Here is an 18877-nt window from a genome sequence, read left to right as displayed (position 1 = left end):
CTGCCGGGCACAATCTCAACACGCTTGCCGATGTCCTCATCCAATCGTTCCTGCGCCACACGCTGCGCGACGGCTTCTTCCATGCCGACATGCATCCCGGCAATCTCTTCGTCGATTCAGGCGGCATGATCGTCGCCGTCGACATGGGAATCGTCGGCCGGCTCGGAAAGAAGGAACGGCGCTTCCTCGCCGAGATCCTTTATGGTTTCATTACGCGCGACTATGTGCGTGTTGCCGAGGTCCATTTCGAAGCAGGCTATGTGCCGGGCCATCACAATGTTGAAAGCTTCGCGCAGGCAATCCGGGCGATCGGCGAGCCGATCCACGGCCAGCCTGCTGAAACGATCTCGATGGGCAAGCTGTTGACGCTGCTCTTCGAGGTGACTGAACTTTTCGACATGCAGACCCGGCCCGAACTGGTCATGCTGCAAAAGACCATGGTGGTCGTCGAAGGCGTATCGCGCATGCTGAACCCGCGTTTCAACATGTGGAAGGCATCGGAGCCCGTCGTCGGCGACTGGATCCGCAACAATCTCGGTCCGAAGCGGGTCGTCACCGATCTCAAAGATGGACTGAAGGCTGCCGTGAAGCTTGCGGAAGCCGTTCCGGAAATCGCTGCCCAGACCGAGAAATTCCATCATCAGCTGCTGCATATGAGCGAGCATGGACTGCGCTTTGACGCCGAAACGGCAGACGCGATCGGCAAATCCGAGGCCCGCTACAGCCGGTCCGGCCGCCTGGCGCTCTGGATTATCGCGTTGACGCTTCTCTATATAGCCTGGATGTTGAGCTGAGGCTCAGACCCAAACAATTACATGCTGTGTTCGGCATTTGGGATATCTCATAATGCGCAGTGCTCGCTTAGTCTCGCATCCAAGGAGACCTGCAGATGAAGCATGAACGCCCCGGCATCGAACTTTCCGGCCAACCATTCGGCTTTGCCGAGATGGTGAGGATAGGCTCCGGCAGGGTGGCGCTTTCTGCTTCGGCGACAGGCATGGCACGCGTGGAGATCGCACGTTCCGTCGTCGAAGAAGCGATCCAGGCTGGCATTCCCGTTTACGGCTCCACCACCGGCGTCGGCGCGATGAAGGATGTCGAATGGTCGGCGGAGGAACTCGACACCTTCAACCTCGGCCTCGTGCGGGCCCATCACTTCGGCACCGGCACACCATTTTCCAGTGCTGTCGTGCGAAATGCCATGGCCATCCGCGTCAATACCGCGCTGACGGGCCAGGTCGGGTGTACGCCGGAACTCATAGAAACCTACCTGCGGCTGCTGAGGGCCGACCTCATCCCGCTCGTGCGGCGCACGGGCTCGATCGGTTGCGCCGATATCGGCCTCATGGGACAGATCGGTGCGGTTCTGACCGGCGTCGGCGAGGCCGTCTATCGCGGCAAGCGCATGCAAGCGGCCGATGCCTTCAGGGCAGCGGGGCTGGAACCGGTCACCATGGCGCCCCGCGACAGCCTCGCTTCGCTCAGCATCAATGCTGTGAGCTTTGCAGCCGCCGCCGAGGCAACGCGCAATGCGGCGGCTTCGATCCGCGTTCTGCTCGCAACCGGCATGATGGCGGCCGGCGCGCTTGGCGCTTCCCGCGACCCCTGGCGGGCGGTGCGCCATGTCGGCACCCCGCGGGAAGCGCTGATCGGCTCGTGGCTATGCAATGCCTCGGACGCCTGGGAATGGCCGGTCGCGACCCACGTGCAGGATCCGCTCAGTCTTCGCATGATCGCGCAGGTCTTCGGCGCCGTGATCGAGAACCTGCTATCGACCGGTCACAAGATCCTTGCTGCCACCGGCCGCTCTGACGACAACCCGGTTGTAGTCGAGGGCCGGGTGATGACGTCGGGCGGTTCGCTGCCCCTCGACGTGACGATCCTGCTGGAATCGGCGGCACTGTGCATGGCGCATGCGGCGCGCAACGCCTTCAACCGCTGTGTCCTGCTCGGCAACGGACAGCGGCGCGACCTACCGGTGAACCTCGTGCCGCCAGGCCGAATCGCAACTGGTTTCGGCCCGATCATCAAGCTTGCCGGCGAGATCTTTTCACGCGTGCTTTCCATGTCCAACCCGGTATCCGCCCAGTCGCTGGTGGTTGCGGCGGGGCTTGAGGACGAAGCGGCTTTCCTGCCGCTGGTCATAGAGCGCTTCGAGCGGCAAATGCAGGCGCTGAAGCGTCTTGCTGCCCTCGAGGCTCTGCTGGCAGCACAGGCGGCCGACATTCTCGGCGACCGGCCCGAGGGCGTTGCGGGCATGATCTACGACGTCGTGCGCAAGCACGCCGATTTCTACACCGTAGACCGGCCGCTTTCGGCCGAGGTTGAAGCGATTGAGGAAGAACTCGGATCCGACGAATTCGCTTCGAAGCTGATCGAGCAGGTGCCGATCGCCGCATTCGACGACTTCTTCGCGCTCGGCTCGCTCGAGCGCATCGAACGGAGACTGACGCAGGACGCCCTCGTCATCTGACTTTTGAACCGGATACGGAGGAACAGCATGGCTGATTTCGACCTCGTTCTGCAGGGTACCGTCGTGCTGCCGGAGCGCATCCTCCAAGAGGGTTATGTTGCAGCCCGCAATGGCAAGATCGCCGAGGTCGGCATCGGCGTGCCGCCTGCGGCCAGGGAGCGGCATCTGCTCGGCAAGGCGCTGGTCCTGCCGGGTGCGATCGATGCGCAAGTGCATTCGCTCTCCCAGAAGGATCAGGAGGACTTCATCTGGTCGACGCGTTCGGCGGCGGCTGGCGGCGTAACGACGATCGTCGACATGCCCTATGACGAAGGCAATCTCGTCTGCTCGGCCGACGCGGTGAAGAAGAAGATCGATCACGCGAGCCCTCAGGCGCGCGTCGATTTCGCGCTCTACGGCACGGTCAATCCGCAAGAAGGTGCGGCCCGAATCCGCGAAATGGCGGATGCCGGCGTCGCCGCCTTCAAATTCTCGACCTTCGGGACCGATCCCAAGCGTTTCCCGCGCATCCCGCCCGCCCTTCTCGACGAATGCTTTGCGGCGATCACGCCGACCGGGCTGACGGCCGGTGTGCACAACGAAGACGACGAGGCAGTGCGCACCTACATGGAGAAGGTCAAGGCAAGCGGCGTGACGGACTGGCGTGCGCACGGTCTCTCGCGTCCGCCGATCACAGAGCTGCTCGCCATGCACACGATCTTCGAGACCGGGGCCCATACGGGCTGCCCGGCGCATGTTGTTCATTGCTCGCTCGGCCGCGGCTACGACATCGCGCGCGCCTATCGCCGCGACGGGTTCGAGGCGACGGTCGAATGCTGCATTCACTACCTGACGCTTGACGAGGAAAACGATGTGCGGCGCCTCGGCGGCAAAGCAAAGATCAATCCGCCCATCCGGCCGCGGGCCGAGGTGGAAACGCTGTGGCGGAAAGTGGCGGAAGGCAACGTCTGGCTGGTTTCGACCGATCATGTAAGCTGGTCGGAAAACCGCAAGACCAATCCGGATATGCTGGCAAATGCCTCCGGGGTGCCCGGGCTCGAGGTCATGGTGCCGTTGTTCGTCAAGGGAGCGCTCGAACGAGGCATCCCGCTCACATGGGCTGCGAAGCTGATGGCGGAAAATCCGGCGAAACATTTCCGCCTCGACCACATCAAGGGCGCGCTGACGCCCGGCAAGGATGCCGACATCGTCGTGCTAGAACCGCGCGAAACCGTCTATGATGCTGCCGCGAACGGCAACAATGTCGTCGGCTGGAGCCCCTATAACGGCATCCGTCTGCCATGGACGATTTCGGCGGCATATCTGCGCGGCAGCCAGATAACCGATGGCATGAAGGTGCTTGCAGAGCCCGGCACGGGAAAATTCGTCCGCCCTTGGCCGCGTCAGATCATTTCCGGAGGAGCTGCATGAACCGCAACCTGCCCGTCAACGCCGATCGCATCGCCGAGGATATCGCTGCGCTGGCGAAGATCACCGAACCCGATCATCCATGGACACGCCGGGCTTTCTCGCCGCTCTTTCTTGAAGGCCGCGCCTATATCGAAGCACGTATGAAGGCGGCCGGGCTGGAAACGCGGATCGATGCCGCCGGCAATCTGATCGGACGCAGTGCAGGGACGAACCCAGGTCTTGGCACGATTATGGTCGGCTCGCATTCCGATACGGTGCCGGACGGCGGACGCTTTGATGGTATCGCCGGTGTGATCTCGGCGCTGGAAGTCGCGCGCGCGCTCAAGGACCAGGCGATCACACTGGAGCATGACCTGGAAATCGTCGATTTCCTCGCAGAAGAGGTGAGCATCTTCGGCGTTTCATGCGTCGGCAGCCGCGGCATGACTGGGCAACTTCCCGAAGCCTGGCTTTCGCGTAAGAGCGGCGACCGCGATCTGGCAAAAGGCATCTCCGGTGTCGGCGGCGATCCGGCGACGCTTCTCGCGCAGCGGCGTCCGGACCTCAAAGGCTTCCTCGAGCTGCATATCGAGCAAGGGCCGGTGCTTGAGAACGAGAAGAAGGATATCGGCATCGTGACGGCGATTGCGGGCATCACCCGGATTGAAGTCAGCGTCGAGGGCCGGGCGGACCATGCCGGTACGACGCCGATGGATGCCCGCGCGGATGCGCTGGTGGCGGCCTCGCAACTGGTGCTCGATATCCGCAATGCGGCAGCGGAGCTTGCGAAGACGCCGGGTCATTTCGCTGCGACCGTCGGCGAATTCCGGATCGAGCCGAATGCGGCCAACGTCGTGCCTTCCAAGGTGGTTCTGCTCATCGACGGACGCGCGGAAATTCGCAGCGACATGGAAGCCTTCTGCGAGTGGCTTGATGCGCATGTCATCACGCTTGCGATCGCCCACGGCGTCATGATCAATGCACCCAGTCGCGTATCCGACAACTATCCGACGCCCGGTGATCCCAGCGTGCTGAGGACGCTGGAAAATGCCTGTGAAACCGTCGGTGCCGAACATCGACGCATGGCGTCCGGTGCAGGGCACGATACCGCATGGATCGCCAAGGTCGCGCCGGCCGCGATGATCTTCGTGCCATGCAGGGAAGGACGCAGCCACTCGGCCGACGAATGGGCAGAAAATGACGACATCGCACTCGGCGCTGCCGTGCTTTTCGAGGCTGTGCGCGAGATGGACAGGACGCTGGTAGGGGAGGCTGAGGATGGGGCGCATACTCGTTGAGAAAGACGTCGAGGCGGCGGTCAAGGGCGGCTCGGTCTATGCAGCGGGCGGCGGCGGCTGGGCCGATCACGGCAGGATGCTCGGGTATGCTGCGGTCAGCATCGGCAAGCCGGAGCTCGTTTCCGTCGATGAATTGAAGGACGACGACTGGATCGCGACAGCAGCGGCAATCGGCGCGCCGGCTTCCACGACACCCTGGGAAATGCAAGGCATCGACTATGTGAAGGCCGTGCAGCTATTGCAGAACGAGCTTGGCGAACGGCTTTCCGGGCTTATCATCGGGCAGAACGGTAAATCCTCGACGTTGAACGGCTGGCTGCCCTCGGCAATTCTCGGCACCAAGGTTGTCGATGCTGTCGGTGATATCCGAGCACATCCGACCGGCGACATGGGCTCGATCGGCATGGCGGGCTCACGGGAGCAGATGATCCAGACGGCGGTCGGCGGAAACCGCGCGGACAACCGCTACATCGAGCTTGTGGTGAAGGGTGCGACCGCGAAGATTTCGCCGATCCTCCGCGCTGCCTCCGACCAGTCGGGCGGCTTCATTGCCAGCTGCCGCAATCCGGTGCGGGCATCCTACGTGCGCAAGCATGCAGCACTCGGCGGCATCTCGATGGCGCTTGCCCTCGGCGAAGCCATCATTGCGGCGGAAAAGAAGGGCGGACCGGCCGTCATCGATGCGATCTGCAAGACAACCGGCGGCAGCATCCTCGCAGAAGGCGTAATTGCCAAGAAGGACGTCGTCTACACCAAAGAAGCCTTCGATATCGGCAAGATCGGAGTCGGCTCCGGCGCCAGAGCCGTGACGATGCATGTGATGAACGAGTACATGGCTGTCGACGACGCCGATGGGGCGCGCATGGCAACGTTTCCCTCGGTCATCACGACGCTTTCGCCGCACGGTGAGCCGCTCAGCGTCGGCCAGCTCAAGGAGGGTATGCATGTCTTCATCCTGCATGTGCCGATGGAGATCATACCGCTTTCCGCAGGCGTGCTCGATCCGACCGTTTATCCGCCCGTGGAAAAAGCGATGGGTATCGAGATTGCGCGCTACGCCCTGGCGGCAAGGGCCTGACGCCATGGCGCGAGATGCTGGCCTTGAGGAACTGCTGAGGGAAGAGCTCGGCGGCCTGCCCGGCCTCAGCGAAAAGGCGATGTTCGGCGGCTTGGCCTTTCTGCTGAACGGCAACCTTCTTTGCGGTGCGCGAGAAGATGGCATGCTCGTCCGGCTCGGCAAAAGCAATGACGGCTGGGCGCTGGAACTGCCAGGCGTCGTCCAGATGATCTCGGGCGGACGGGCGATGCAGGGCTGGGTTCGCGCGGACGCCCGTGTCTATGGCGAGAATGCGCTGCGCAAGCGTCTGCTCGATGCCGCACTCGGCTATGTGCAAACGCTGCAGGTGAAATACCAAGACAGGACTTGAGGAAGGACATCCCATGCCGAAGCCCAATCCACGTCATCCGAAATTCCCGATTCCTGGCGGGCCGGAATTGCGGGCCAAGGGGTGGCGGCAAGAGGCGCTGCTGCGCCTCCTCGAAAACGTGCTTGCCGTCGGCGAAGACCCGGACAACCTCGTGGTTTATGCTGCGCTCGGCAAGGCGGCGCGCAACTGGGCGGCGCACAAGGGCATCGTCAAGGCGCTGACCGAGATGGAAGAGGACCAGACGCTGCTGATCCAGTCCGGCAAGCCGATCGGCCTGGTAAAGACACACGCCAAGGCGCCGCTCGTCATCATGGCGAACTGCAATATCGTCGGACAGTGGGCGAAGGCCGAGGTCTTCTACGAATTGCAGCGCAAGGGGCTGATCTGCTGGGGCGGGCTCACGGCAGGCGCCTGGCAGTATATCGGCAGCCAGGGCGTCATCCAGGGAACGTACGAAATCTTCATGCGCATTGCCGAGCGGCGTTTCGGCGGCGACCTCTTCGGCCGCTTCGTGCTCACCGCCGGTCTCGGCGGCATGGGAGGGGCTCAACCGCTGGCTGGCCGCATGGCGGGAGCTGCAATCCTCTGCATCGATATCGATCAGGAGCGAGCAAAGAAGCGCCAGCAAATCGGCTATCTGCAGGAGATTGCACCTGATCTCGATGCCGCGCTGCAAATGATCGACACGGCCGTGAAGGAAAGGCGCGCACTCTCCGTCGGCCTCGTCGGCAATGCGGCCGAGGTTTACCCAGAGATCGTCCGGCGCGGCATCGTGCCCGATATCGTGACGGATCAGACCTCGGCACACGATCTCGTCTACGGCTATGTTCCGAAGGGCATGAGCCTTGCCCAGGTCAAGGCACTTCGCGACGACGGCCAGGGCCAGTTGATGGCGGCAAGCCGCGCCTCGATCGTCCAGCATGTGACGGCGATGCTGGAGTTCCAGAAGAAGGGCTCCGAAGTCTTCGACAACGGCAACCTGATCCGCACACAAGCGAAAGAAGGCGGCGTTGCCAATGCCTTCGACATTCCGATCTTCACCGAAGCCTATTTGCGCCCGCTCTTCGCCCGCGCTATCGGTCCCTTCCGCTGGATGGCGCTGTCTGGAGAAGCAAGCGACATTGCAAGGATCGACGATCTGCTGCTCGAAATGTTTCCGGATAACAAGATCATCACCAACTGGATCCGGCTTGCCCGCGAGCATGTGCCTTTCGAGGGCCTGCCGGCGCGCATTGCCTGGCTGGGCCACGGCGAGCGCACGGCGCTTGCCCGTCGCGTCAACGAATTGGTCGCAAGCGGAGAGCTGAACGGTCCTGTCGCCTTCTCCCGCGACCATCTCGATGCCGGCGCCATGGCGCATCCAAACATCATGACCGAGCGCATGAAGGATGGCTCCGATGCGATTGCCGACTGGCCGCTGATCGATGCGATGATGCTCTGCTCCTCGATGGCTGACCTCGTCGTCGTCCATTCCGGCGGAGGCGGCTATGCCGGCTACATGACGAGCTGCGGCGTGACTGTCGTTGCCGACGGCACCGAGGCCGGCGACGAGCGGCTCGATCATGCGCTTACCAACGACACGGCGCTCGGCGTCATGCGGTATGCGGATGCCGGATACGAGGAGGCGCTGGACGAAGTGCAAAACAAGGATGTGCCGTATATTCGATTGAGTTAGCACTTAAGACCGAGCGCCTTTGCCTGGGGATCCCTCAGATGGGATTGGAGACCTCGATGAGATTGCCGTCCGGATCGCGGAAATAGATGGAGCAGATAGTGCCGTTGGCGCCGGCGCGTTCGACGGGCCCTTCCTCGATTGCAACATCTGCGTCTTCCAGATGCGCGATGACCTCGGCGAGTGCTGTTTCGGCGATAAAGCAGAGATCGGCCGAACCAGGTACCGGTTGGTTGGCTTTGGGATCGAATTCGCGCCCGGCCTGGTGAAGGTTGATCTTCTGATTGCCGAATTTCAGCGCCTTGCGGCCTTGGGCGAATGTTTCCACCGACATGCCGAGGACTTGGCGGTAGAACTCGCACGTCGCCTCGATATCGGCGACGGTCAGGACAAGGTGATCGAGATGGCTGATGCGGATCAAAATTTTCTCCTCGAAAGGCTGCGTGCGGCGCAGGCCGCCGCAAAGGCGAGGGCCAGCAGGGCGAGCGTGAAGAAGACGACCGCCGTCCAGCCTTCGATTGCGAAGAACCAGCCGCCTGCCGAGCCCACGACGCTCGAACCGACGTAATAGCCAAGCATATAGAGCGACGAGGCGTGTCCCTTCGTGTCTCTGGCAAGCTTCCCGACGAGGCCGCTTGCGATCGAATGGCTCATGAAGAAGCCGCTGGTGAGCACGACAACGCCGAAAATGATGACCGGCAGGAAGGCGCAAAGCGTCAGGGCGCTGCCAACGGCGGTAATTGCAATTCCCGTCAGCAGGACAGCGAAGTGGCCGAAGCGATCACCCAGTATGCCACCGACCGAAGAGGCGCCGATGCCGAAGAGATAGACGGTGAAGATCAAGCCGAGTTCGGTCTGCGTCAGCTCATAGGGTGCTGCGACAAGCCGGAAACCGGCATAGTTGTAGATGGTGACGAAGGAGCCCATCGCCAGAAAGGCAATGGCGAAAATGAACGGCAGCGCCGGATTGCGCATATGCGCGAGCCAGGCTTTCAGATGAAACTTCGGATCGAAGCCCGGGCGGCGGATAAAATTGCGCGAGGCGGGCAGCAGCGCAATGAAGCCGGCTGCCGCAGCCAAGCCGATCGCGCCGATCAGAAACATCGCCGGCCGCCAGGTCAGGTATTCCGCGAAGATTCCGGTCAGCACCCGGCCGGACATGCCGCCGAAGGCAGTGCCGCCGACATAAAGTCCCATTGTAGCGCCAAGGCCGCGCGGGTCGATTTCTTCGGCGAGATACGCCATCGCAACGGCCGGGACGCCGCCAAGGACAAAGCCCTGGAGGGCACGGATGACAAGCAGCAGGTGCCAGTCCGGCGCAAAGGCCGCTGCAATCGTCAGTACCGCCGCACCAACGAGCGAGATCGACATCAGGCTACGGCGTCCAAGACCTTCCGAGATGGCGGCTGCGCATATAATGGCAATGGCGAGGAAGCCGGTCGACAGCGAAAGCGAAAGCGAGCTTTCCGCGGGGCTGACGGAGAATTCGTCCGCAAAGATCGGCAACAGCGGCTGGACACAATAAAGCAGCGAGAAGGTGGAAAAGCCTGAAAGGAAGAGTGCAAGACTGGCACGTCGGTAAGAAGCCGTGCCACGCTGCAGGTATTCTTTCGCCGGGGATGCCGCCGGTGTTTCGATCGGGGAAATATCGCTCATTCTGGCTGCAGTCTTGTGCATGGCTCAAGCCTTTTCTCCATTGATCTAGTCAGAAGGGCATAAGCTGTCCAATATATGGAACTGATGTTTTCGATAGGTTTTGGAGATACCGCATGGAGCTTCGGCATATCCGCTATTTTCTGGCGGTCGCGGAGGAAGGCAATTTTACGCGGGCCGCGGTGAAACTCGGCATCGGCCAACCCCCGCTCAGCCAGCAGATCCGCGATCTCGAAGCGGAAATCGGCGCGGCCTTGTTTCATCGGGTGCCGCATGGCGCGGAATTGACGGCGGCGGGCGAGGCGTTTCTCGGCGAAGCCAAGGCGTCACTTGCTTCTGCCGAGAAGGCGAAACTTGCCGCCCAGCGAGCCGATCGCGGCGAGACGGGCAAGCTGGCGCTCGGCTTTACGGCCTCCTCCGCGTTCAATCCGGTTGTCAGCGCCACGATCAGGCGGTTTCGCGCGCAGTGGCCGGACGTGCGGCTGTCTCTGACGGAGATGAATACGTTGGCACTGATGGAAAAACTCAATCGCGGCGAGTTGGATGCGACCTTCATGCGCCCGAGCCTCGACGATCCGCCGGGCGTGCGCCTGAAACGTCTCGATGACGAACCGATGGTGGTCGCCCTGCCCGCAAACCATCCGCTTTCGAAGCACGAACGCCTGTCCCTGGCACTGCTGTCAAATGAGCCGTTCATTCTCTTTCCGCGGCTGGTTGGCCTCAGCCTCTTCGACGATGTCGTGCTCGCCTGCAGGAAGGCGGGTTTCGAACTGACGGTGACACAGGAAGCACCGCAGATTTCCTCTGTCGTCAATCTGGTTGCGGCAGAGCTCGGCGTGTCGATCGTTCCGGCATCGATCGCACAGATCAGGCTTGATGGCGTCGCCTACCGGCCGATCGACGGGCCGCCTGCGGTCGCGCGGCTGGCGCTAGCGGTCTTGAAGTCGCAGCGCTCGCCGGTGACGGAAAATCTGATGAGCCTGCTTTGACTTAGCCTGCAGGATCCCAATAAGGCGGATCGCCGAAGGCTTTTTTCAGGTGATCGGCTATGGCGCGGAGTTTGGCGGAAGGGTTGCGGCCTTGCGGATGGGCCATGTAGACGGACTCCGCTTCTGGCCTGTAACCGACATCAATCTCGACGAGTCTGCCTTCGCGGATTGCCGGACCTGCAATGAAGCTCGGCAGCAGCGCGATCCCGAGACCTGCAATTGCCGCATCGCGAAGCATGTCGCCATTGTTGATACCCATCGCCAGCTTCGCACGCACGACGATTGCACCCGTCGGGGTCTGGAAGCGCCAGTCCGCGATGCCGCGATTGGTGTAGAAGAGGCCTCGATGATCATCGAGATCGGATAATGTCGCCGGCGTCCCGTGGCGGTCGAGATAGGCTGGCGAAGCCGTCAGCAGACGGCGGCTGCGCGAGAGCTTCCAGGCCACTAGGCGGGAATCGGCGATCGGCCCATGGCGGATGATGGCGTCATAGCCTTCCGACGAAGCGTCCACACGGCGGTCATCGATGTCGAGCGTCAGCGCGATTTCGGGATGCCGTGCCAAAAACGGATAGAGGGCCGGACCAAGATGCATGCGACCGAAGGTGACAGGTGCTGCAATACGCAAGGGACCGGCGAGCGTACCGCGGCGCTCGGCCATATCGGCTGCGGCCTCTTCTATCTCATGCACGATCCGAAGCGCACGCTCCATAAAGGCCGTGCCGTCCTGCGTCAGCGTAAGCTTGCGTGTCGTGCGGTGAAGCAGCATGCCGCCGAGTGTCTTTTCCAGATCCGCCAGTCTTTCGCTGACAACGGATTTCGACATGCGCAGGCGTCTGGCAGCCTCGCTCACGGAACCTGATTCCACCACTGCGACGAAAGCCGCTATCCCTTCGATCTTGATCATCGTTCGGCATTTCCGAATTCGAGTTCCATCATATGGAGACTAATCCGAACGCATGGAAGATGCCATCTTCAACGCATCGAACAGGGCCGGAGACGCTGTCCCCTGCCAACCAGGAGATGGAACAATGAATCGCTTGAACAACAAAGTCGCAGTCGTCACCGGCGCAAGCTCCGGCATCGGCCGCTCGACGGCAAAGCTTTTCGCCGCGGAAGGCGCCAAGGTCGTCGTCGGCGCCCGCCGCCAGGCAGAACTCGACAGCCTCGCCGCGGAAATCAAGGAGGCCGGCGGCGAAGCCGTTGCTGTCGCTGGCGACGTGCGCTCGGAAGACTATCAGAAGGCACTCGTCGCTGCCGCAATCGAAAATTACGGCAAGTTTGACATTGCCTTCAACAACGCCGGCATGCTCGGCGAAGCTGGTCCGAGCACGGGCGTTTCCGAGGCAGGCTTCAGCGAAGCTCTGGCGGTCAACCTCACCGCCTCATTCCTCGCCGCCAAACACCAGATCGCGGAAATGGCGAAAAACGGCGGCGGTTCGGTGATCTTCACGTCCACATTCGTCGGCTACAGCTTCGCTTTCCCGGGCGTCGCCGCCTATGCCGCCAGCAAGTCCGGCCTGGTCGGCCTGACGCAGGCGCTTGCCGCCGAATTCGGCCCGCAGAATGTCCGCGTCAATGCCATCTTGCCCGGTGCAGTCGATACCGACATGTATCGCGAGATGAACGATACGCCAGACAAGCAGGGCTTTGTGACCAACCTGCACGCACTGAAGCGCGTCGCAACGCCAAAAGAGATCGCCCGCTCCGTCCTCTATCTCGCCTCCGACGACTCGAGCTTCGTAACAGGCACGGCTTCGCTGCTCGACGGCGGCGCATCAATCACGCGCACGTAGCCAAAACGCGATCATCGTCGCCAACTTCGCCGACCGCTCCGTCGTCCGGCCGCTGCTCGCCATACAGCTGATCTTGATCGACGGCGCCATCGGCTGGGTGAATGTCTCGATCTTTTCAACAGCGCCTTTTCTGATCGCTAGTGATGGGCCTTATAGGAGCGCCGTGGTGATTGCATGTTATCCGCCAAAGGCTTAGGGTCGGTAGTGGTCAACAAGGCGACGGATAGAAGGCCATGGCTCTCAGCGGCAAACGCATCCTCCTCATCATTTCCGGCGGCATCGCCGCCTATAAGAGCCTCGATCTGATCCGGCGCCTGCGCGAGTGCGGTGCTTCGGTGCGTCCGGTGATGACGAAGGGCGCGCAGGAATTCGTGACGCCGCTTGCTGTCGGCGCTCTTGCTGCAGACCACGTGTTCACCGACCTCTTTTCGAGGCAGGACGAACAGGATGTGGGCCATATCCGGCTTGCTCGCGACTGCGACCTCGTTCTGATCGCGCCAGCAACGGCCGATCTGATGGCCAAGATGGCAAATGGTTTCGCAGATGACCTGGCCTCGACCGTTTTGCTCGCGACGGACCGGCCGGTTCTTGCCGCGCCGGCGATGAACCCCAAGATGTGGTCGCACGCGGCGACGAAACGGAATTTCGACGTCCTGAAGGGTGACGGCATCCGTTTCGTCGGCCCGATGACAGGCGAGATGGCCGAGAGCAAGGAGGCCGGCATCGGCCGCATGGCTGAACCGCTGGAGATCGTTTTCGCCGCCGAAGCGTTACTTGACGATGGGCCGAAGCCGCTTGCCGGACGCATGGCGATCGTCACCTCGGGACCGACCCACGAACCAATCGACCCCGTCCGCTACATCGCCAATCGTTCTTCCGGCAGGCAGGGGCATGCGATTGCCGCAGCACTTGCGAAGCTCGGTGCGGATGTCGCACTCATCTGCGGACCGGTGTCAATTGCCGATCCCGTCGGCGTCAGGACGATCCATGTCGAGCGCGCCGAAGAAATGCGCGATGCGGTCCTCGCTGCGCTGCCGGCCGATATTGCCGTCATGGTGGCAGCCGTAGCCGACTGGCGCGTGGCCTCGGCCGCCGATCAGAAGATCAAGAAGCATCCGGGCGAATCCATCCCGACGCTGGCGCTGACCGAAAACCCCGACATCCTGAAGGCGGTCGGCCACCACACGATGCGGCCGACGCTGGTGATCGGCTTTGCGGCCGAGACGCAGGATGTCGAAAACAACGCCAAGGCGAAGCTCGAGCGCAAGGGTGCCGACCTGATCGTTGCGAACGATGTCTCGCCGGCGACGGGCGTCATGGGCGGCACGCGCAACAGCGTGAAGCTGATCAGCCGAAGCGGCGTCGAGCAATGGCCCGATCTCGGCAAGGAAGAGGTTGCGGAAAAGCTGGCGGCGCTGATTGCCGAACGCTTCAGGCAGGGATAGCGAGACCCGCCGCTGCGCTTGTACGCTTTTCCGGCTTGAAGGCCACGACCTCGATGCCGTTCTCGCCAATCGTGACGGCGCTGCCGTCCGGTATCTCGGCCCAGGCATCGATGTCGTCGTTCAACGGCTCGGAAACAAGGCAATGTCCCTGGCGCATCGGTGAGGCATAAAGTGTCGGCGCCTTTCGATCTGTCGCATAACGAATGCCGTAGAGCGACCGACCGTCGGAAAACGCGGCGGTGAAACGCACATGGGCGTGGCCCAGGATGTCTTCAGCAAGCCCTTCGACGAAGCTCACCATCTCCGCCATCGCAGTAAGCGGCGCCCGGCACAAACCGAATTGCAGGGCGATCAGGAACATCAGCTCGGAATCGGTCGTGCCACTGCGGACACTGAAGAGCTCGTCATCGAGCATCGCCTCCATGGAACGGCGCAGGCGCTCGAAGCCGCCGACCTGGCCGTTGTGCATGAAAGACCAATTCCCATGCGTGAACGGATGGCAATTGTCGCGCCGTGTACCGCCGCCGGTGGATGCGCGCACATGGGCCAGGAAAAGCGGCGAGCGGATTTGGCGCGCCAGGCTCTTCAGATTGCAGTCGGACCATGCGGGAAGGATATCGCGGTAGCGGCCGGGCTCCGGCCGGTCGCCGTACCAGGCAATCCCGAAGCCATCGCCGTTCGTTGCGGTCTTGGCGCGGGTGGCGCAATGGGATTGCTCGATGAGCGAGTGGGCGGGCGAGGAAACCAGCTCCTCGAGATAGAGGGGGTCTCCACGATAGGCTGCCCAGCGACACATGCTTTTCTGACTCCGTAACCCGCCGTCCCGGCGACGGGACTGGTTGGAAATGCCCGATTAATTGTCGAGCGCGATGGTGAATAAAAACTTAACGATTGCAAATTTTGCAAGGCGGCATGCGAGTTTCAAACACGCCAGGCGATCACATTCGTTGAGCACGCATCTTCTTTTGTGAACATTGTCTCTTGGCTGTGTCACAGCGGACATCGCAAGGATTTCTCTTGCATCGTCGAAATTTTTCCTTACCTTTTAAGCATCAGCAACAGAACGAAAGGAAGGTGATCCAATGTCTAATGAGATTTCGGACCTCGTAACGGGCATGGGAGAGGTGACGAAAGCGAGGCAGCCCTCGCTCTAATCCCCGCCTTCCTGGGGCCGCCTTGACGGTCCAGGCCAGCTACAGGCCAAACTCATGGAAAGGGTCGCTGAGGCGGCCCTTTTTTATTTTGCAGAATTTCTTTGACCACGACCGAGCCATGGCATATTCATAGAATCATCTGATGACTTTATGAATATGCCATGCAACCGCTCTACAAGACAAATCTGGCCGAGACGGCGATTGAAGCGATCCGCGGCGAAATCCTCGCGAAGCGATGGAGTGTCGGCGCCAAGCTGCCGAACGAAGCCGCTCTTTCCGCCGCGCTGGCAGTTAGCCGGGGCACGATCCGCGAGGCCGTGCGCGTGCTTGTCTCTCAGGGCCTGCTCGAAACGCGACAAGGCTCTGGCACCTACGTCCTTTCGACGAGGGATGCCAGTCGACCACTGACGATGGCGAGGCGGGCAAGCCTGCGCGACCAGTTCGAAGCGCGCTGCGCCCTGGACGTCGAGGCAGCCCGCCTCGCCTCGCTGCGGCAGACGCCCGAAATTATAACTCTGCTGCGCGACCTCCTGGCCAAGCGCGGCAAATACGAAGGGGGCGACAAGGCGGCCTTCGTCGAGCGCGATCTTGCCTTTCACAAAGCGATCATCGCTGCCTCCGGTAACCGGGCGATGATCGAGATCTATGACTTCTTCTCGGCCTCGATTGCCGAAACCATCGAGGCAACGCTCGGGCAGGATATTCCCGAGCCCGACGCGAAAGCGCACGCCGATATCATCGATGCCATCGAGACCGGTCTCCCCGCGAAGGCGGATGCCGCCGTGCGCCGCTTCATGAAGCCGGTCATTGCAGCCCTTGAACGGATGATTCTCTCGTGACCTCCTCCATTTCTGATGCAGCCGATCCACTCGAGGCCATCGACGAGCAGTTGATCGATGCCGAGGCGGACAGTATTCCCGCACCCCAAGCACCGGCACAGTCGGCAGTGGCAAGCCGTATCATTCTCGGTGTCAGCCTCGTACTCATCGCCTTCAACCTTCGCCCCGTGTTCTCCAGCGCATCCGCGCTGCTGCCGGAAATTCGCGCGGGGCTTGGCCTTTCGGCCCTCGGCGCGAGCCTGTTGACCACGCTTCCCGTCGTTTGCCTGGGCGCTTTTTCGCCGCTCGCGCCAAAGCTGGCACAGCGATTGGGTGCCGAGCGAACGCTCCTCGGCGTGCTCGTGCTGCTGGCACTCGGCACGGCCATGCGCGGGCTATCCTCGGTTCCGCTTCTGTTTTTCGGAACCGCGCTTGCTGGCGCTTGTATCGCCGTCGGAAACGTCCTGCTTCCTGGCCTGGTCAAGCGCGACTTCGCCGACCGCACAGCGCTGATGACCGGATGCTATACGATGGCGCTCTGCGCCGGCGCAGCGAGCGCTGCCGGTTTCACACTGCCGATCGAGCACGCACTCGACGGATCGCTGGAGGGCGCTCTTGCCGCCTGGGCATTGCCCGCTTTCGTCGTCGCCTTGATCTGGCTTCCGCAGGTTCTAAGGATACCGGCGCAGACGCGGCGAAGCGGCTTCAGGGTCGAGGGCCTCTGGCGGGACCGGCTTGCCTGGCAGGTCACCCTTTTCATGGGCCTTCAGTCAGCGCTCGCCTATTGCGTCTTCGGCTGGCTCGTGCCGATCCTGCGCGAGCGCGGCCTCGACGGTGTGACTGCCGGCGCCATCGTTTCGGTATCAGTCATGGTGCAGGCCGCCGCCTGCCTCGTGGCACCGCACATTGCCGTACGCGGCAAAGACCAGCGGCTGATCAACGCTGCGCTGTGCGTCATTGCCGTGGTGGCCCTGCTTGGCCTGCTCTTCGCGCCGCTTTCGACGGTCTGGCTTTGGGCAGTGCTGCAGGGAATGGGACAAGGCGGCCTGATTGCAGTGGCAATGACGACGATCGTGCTGCGCTCGCGCGATCCGCATGTCGCCGCTCACCTATCCGGCATGGCGCAATGTGTCGGCTATCTGCTGGCCGCTGTCGGTCCGCTGATCGTCGGGCTCATTCGCGGCACGACCGGAAGCTTTGCCTGGTCCGCAGTACTCTTCGTTCTGCTCGGATTTGGAGCCGCGATCAACGGCTGGAATGCAGGACGTGCACTCCACGTCCATGCGCGCACGACCCAGAAGACGTAAGCGCTCTCCTCACCTGCCCATCACCATCTCTTGATACCTCTGCTAGATGGCAGATGTTACGCTATCTACGATCGCGTTCCATCGCCCAGGAGGAAAGAGTGTCGTTCCGATCTGCCGCCATCCTGTTCGCGCTGCTGGCTCTCGCTGCACCTGCTGTCTCGAATGCCCAGGAGCGGCCCGGCGTCTTAAAACTGTTGCCCCCCGATTCCGTGACCCAGCATGAACAGAACATCGCCGGGCGCAGGCTGGCCTATACGGCGAGCGCGGGCACGCTCGATCTCTTCGGGCAGGACGGCGCTCGCACCGGTGCGATATTCTACACCGCCTATACCGCCAAGGAGGGTGCGGCCAACCGGCCGATCACCTTCGCTTTCAACGGCGGTCCGGGCGCGGCTTCCGCATTTTTGCACCTTGGGCTCGTCGGGCCGCGCATATTGGATTTCGGTCCCCAGGCCCGGGACGGCGCAAATGCGAAGCTCGTCGACAATCCGCAGAGCTGGCTCGATTTCACCGATCTCGTGCTGATCGATCCGATCGGCACAGGATGGAGCCGCACGGCGAAGGCCGACGACGCTTCGAACTATTACAGCGTCAACGCCGATGCGCAGAGCATTGCAAAGGCGATCGCGCTTTATGTCGCGCACAACAATCGCTCTGGCTCACCAAAATATCTTCTCGGCGAAAGCTATGGCGGTTTCCGTGCCGCCAAGGTCGCCGCTGCCCTTCGGCAAAGCCAAGGCATCATCATCGCCGGCGCGGTCATGCTCTCGCCCTTGCTTGAGGGCCAGCTGATGTTCAATGCAGACCGGTTTGCGCTTGGGGCTGCTCTGGAGTTTCCGTCCCTCGCCGCCGCTGAAGCCGAGCGCCGCAAGACCTTCGACGAAGAAGCGCAAAGAGACGCGGAGAAGTTCGCGCTCGGCGAATATCTGACGACCTTGGCCGGACCAGCACCGGCGGGGGACGCTGCGAAGGCATTCTATGGCAAGGTCTCGACGATGACCGGCATTCCCCAAGACGTCGTCACCCGAAACCGCGGCTTCCTGGGCAATGCCTTTGCCAAGAATTCCGCCAAGCAGCAGGGCGAGGTGATGAGCCCCTACGATGCCTCGTTCGCAACGCCAGACCCTTATCCGGAGTCAGACTCCGACCGTGGCGATGATGCGGTCCTCGACGGATTTACCCGCGCTTATGGTGGCGCTTTTGCCGATTACGCACGCAACGAACTCGGCTTCAGGACCGAGATGACCTATACGCTGCTCGAAAGCGACGTCAGCCGTCAGTGGGAATGAGGGGGGGGACAGGGCAGCGGATCACGGCGGCAGGCGAGGATTAAGGACGACCTACGCGCGATACTGGGATCCGATACAAGATTGCATGTGCTACACGCAAAGTGACATCACACTATCGACGCGACATACGAGACACGCCACGCACACGAGAGCAACATCACAGACCG

At 62.0% G+C, this 18877-nt stretch carries 16 protein-coding genes and 1 pseudogene; 13 read left to right on the top strand and 4 right to left on the bottom strand.

What is annotated here, in order from left to right:
• From C9413_RS10890 to C9413_RS10860, 7 genes are all read left to right on the top strand, one after another.
• The coding region (locus tag C9413_RS10890) for an AarF/UbiB family protein (RefSeq protein ID WP_246703734.1) at positions 1-794 on the top strand (794 nt) is incomplete at its 5' end.
• Positions 795-889: 95 nt separating this feature from the next.
• Positions 890-2473 carry an aromatic amino acid lyase gene (locus tag C9413_RS10885; protein ID WP_039843691.1) on the top strand — a complete coding sequence of 528 codons (1584 nt, stop codon included), beginning with the start codon at positions 890-892 and terminating at the stop codon, positions 2471-2473.
• 27 nt (positions 2474-2500) lie between these two features.
• On the top strand, positions 2501-3883 hold the full coding sequence (locus C9413_RS10880) for an amidohydrolase family protein (RefSeq protein ID WP_039843690.1): 1383 nt from the start codon (positions 2501-2503) through the stop codon (positions 3881-3883).
• Positions 3880-5160: a Zn-dependent hydrolase gene (locus C9413_RS10875; protein ID WP_039843689.1), complete on the top strand. Its 1281-nt coding sequence runs from the start codon at positions 3880-3882 to the stop codon at positions 5158-5160. The genes C9413_RS10880 and C9413_RS10875 overlap by 4 nt, the downstream gene beginning before the upstream one ends.
• Complete coding sequence (locus C9413_RS10870) at positions 5141-6238, top strand: DUF917 family protein (protein WP_039843688.1); 1098 nt, start codon at positions 5141-5143, stop codon at positions 6236-6238. The genes C9413_RS10875 and C9413_RS10870 overlap by 20 nt, the downstream gene beginning before the upstream one ends.
• 4 nt (positions 6239-6242) lie before the next feature.
• Positions 6243-6587, top strand: a complete 345-nt coding sequence (locus C9413_RS10865; protein WP_039843687.1) for a TfoX/Sxy family protein — start codon at positions 6243-6245, stop codon at positions 6585-6587.
• A 13-nt stretch (positions 6588-6600) separates the two neighbouring features.
• Positions 6601-8262: a urocanate hydratase gene (locus C9413_RS10860; protein ID WP_039843686.1), complete on the top strand. Its 1662-nt coding sequence runs from the start codon at positions 6601-6603 to the stop codon at positions 8260-8262.
• Between the two features lie 34 nt (positions 8263-8296).
• On the opposite strand, the gene C9413_RS10855 is transcribed toward C9413_RS10860, so the two are convergent.
• Both C9413_RS10855 and C9413_RS10850 read right to left on the bottom strand, forming a co-directional pair.
• Entirely contained in the window at positions 8297-8680 is a 384-nt protein-coding gene (locus C9413_RS10855; RefSeq protein WP_039843685.1) for a VOC family protein, read from the bottom strand.
• Positions 8677-9915, bottom strand: coding sequence for an MFS transporter (locus C9413_RS10850; protein ID WP_052451472.1), 1239 nt, complete (start codon positions 9913-9915; stop codon positions 8677-8679). The genes C9413_RS10855 and C9413_RS10850 overlap by 4 nt, the downstream gene beginning before the upstream one ends.
• A 113-nt stretch (positions 9916-10028) precedes the next feature.
• Between C9413_RS10850 and C9413_RS10845 the strand changes: the two genes are divergently transcribed.
• Complete coding sequence (locus C9413_RS10845) at positions 10029-10901, top strand: LysR family transcriptional regulator (RefSeq protein ID WP_039843684.1); 873 nt, start codon at positions 10029-10031, stop codon at positions 10899-10901.
• Position 10902: 1 nt separating this feature from the next.
• On the opposite strand, the gene C9413_RS10840 is transcribed toward C9413_RS10845, so the two are convergent.
• Complete coding sequence (locus C9413_RS10840; protein ID WP_039843683.1) at positions 10903-11808, bottom strand: LysR family transcriptional regulator; 906 nt, start codon at positions 11806-11808, stop codon at positions 10903-10905.
• Between the two features lie 124 nt (positions 11809-11932).
• Here C9413_RS10840 and C9413_RS10835 point away from each other — a divergent pair, with 124 nt between their 5' ends.
• Positions 11933-12697, top strand: a complete 765-nt coding sequence (locus C9413_RS10835; RefSeq protein WP_039843682.1) for an SDR family oxidoreductase — start codon at positions 11933-11935, stop codon at positions 12695-12697.
• 233 nt (positions 12698-12930) lie between these two features.
• Complete coding sequence (gene coaBC, locus C9413_RS10830) at positions 12931-14142, top strand: bifunctional phosphopantothenoylcysteine decarboxylase/phosphopantothenate--cysteine ligase CoaBC (RefSeq protein ID WP_039843681.1); 1212 nt, start codon at positions 12931-12933, stop codon at positions 14140-14142.
• On the opposite strand, the gene C9413_RS10825 is transcribed toward coaBC, so the two are convergent.
• Positions 14129-14938 carry a class II glutamine amidotransferase gene (locus tag C9413_RS10825; RefSeq protein WP_039843680.1) on the bottom strand — a complete coding sequence of 270 codons (810 nt, stop codon included), beginning with the start codon at positions 14936-14938 and terminating at the stop codon, positions 14129-14131. The genes coaBC and C9413_RS10825 overlap by 14 nt on opposite strands.
• A gap of 519 nt (positions 14939-15457) precedes the next feature.
• Here C9413_RS10825 and C9413_RS10820 point away from each other — a divergent pair.
• The 3 genes and pseudogenes from C9413_RS10820 to C9413_RS10810 all read left to right on the top strand — a co-directional run.
• Positions 15458-16135, top strand: a complete 678-nt coding sequence (locus C9413_RS10820; protein WP_039843679.1) for an FCD domain-containing protein — start codon at positions 15458-15460, stop codon at positions 16133-16135.
• Positions 16132-17421, top strand: a complete 1290-nt coding sequence (locus tag C9413_RS10815; RefSeq protein ID WP_039843678.1) for an MFS transporter — start codon at positions 16132-16134, stop codon at positions 17419-17421. Before C9413_RS10820 ends, C9413_RS10815 begins: the two co-directional genes overlap by 4 nt.
• A gap of 53 nt (positions 17422-17474) precedes the next feature.
• Positions 17475-18809 (top strand): annotated as a pseudogene (locus tag C9413_RS10810) (carboxypeptidase); the annotation flags it as partial.
• Between the last annotated feature and the right edge of the window lie 68 nt (positions 18810-18877).

Origin of the sequence: Rhizobium sp. SEMIA 4085, from assembly GCF_013004495.1 — a bacterium.
Classification (GTDB): Bacteria; Pseudomonadota; Alphaproteobacteria; order Rhizobiales; family Rhizobiaceae; genus Rhizobium; species Rhizobium gallicum.
The sequence above is the reverse complement of the archived record's forward strand: the minus strand, read 5'-3'. Positions and strand labels throughout refer to the sequence as shown.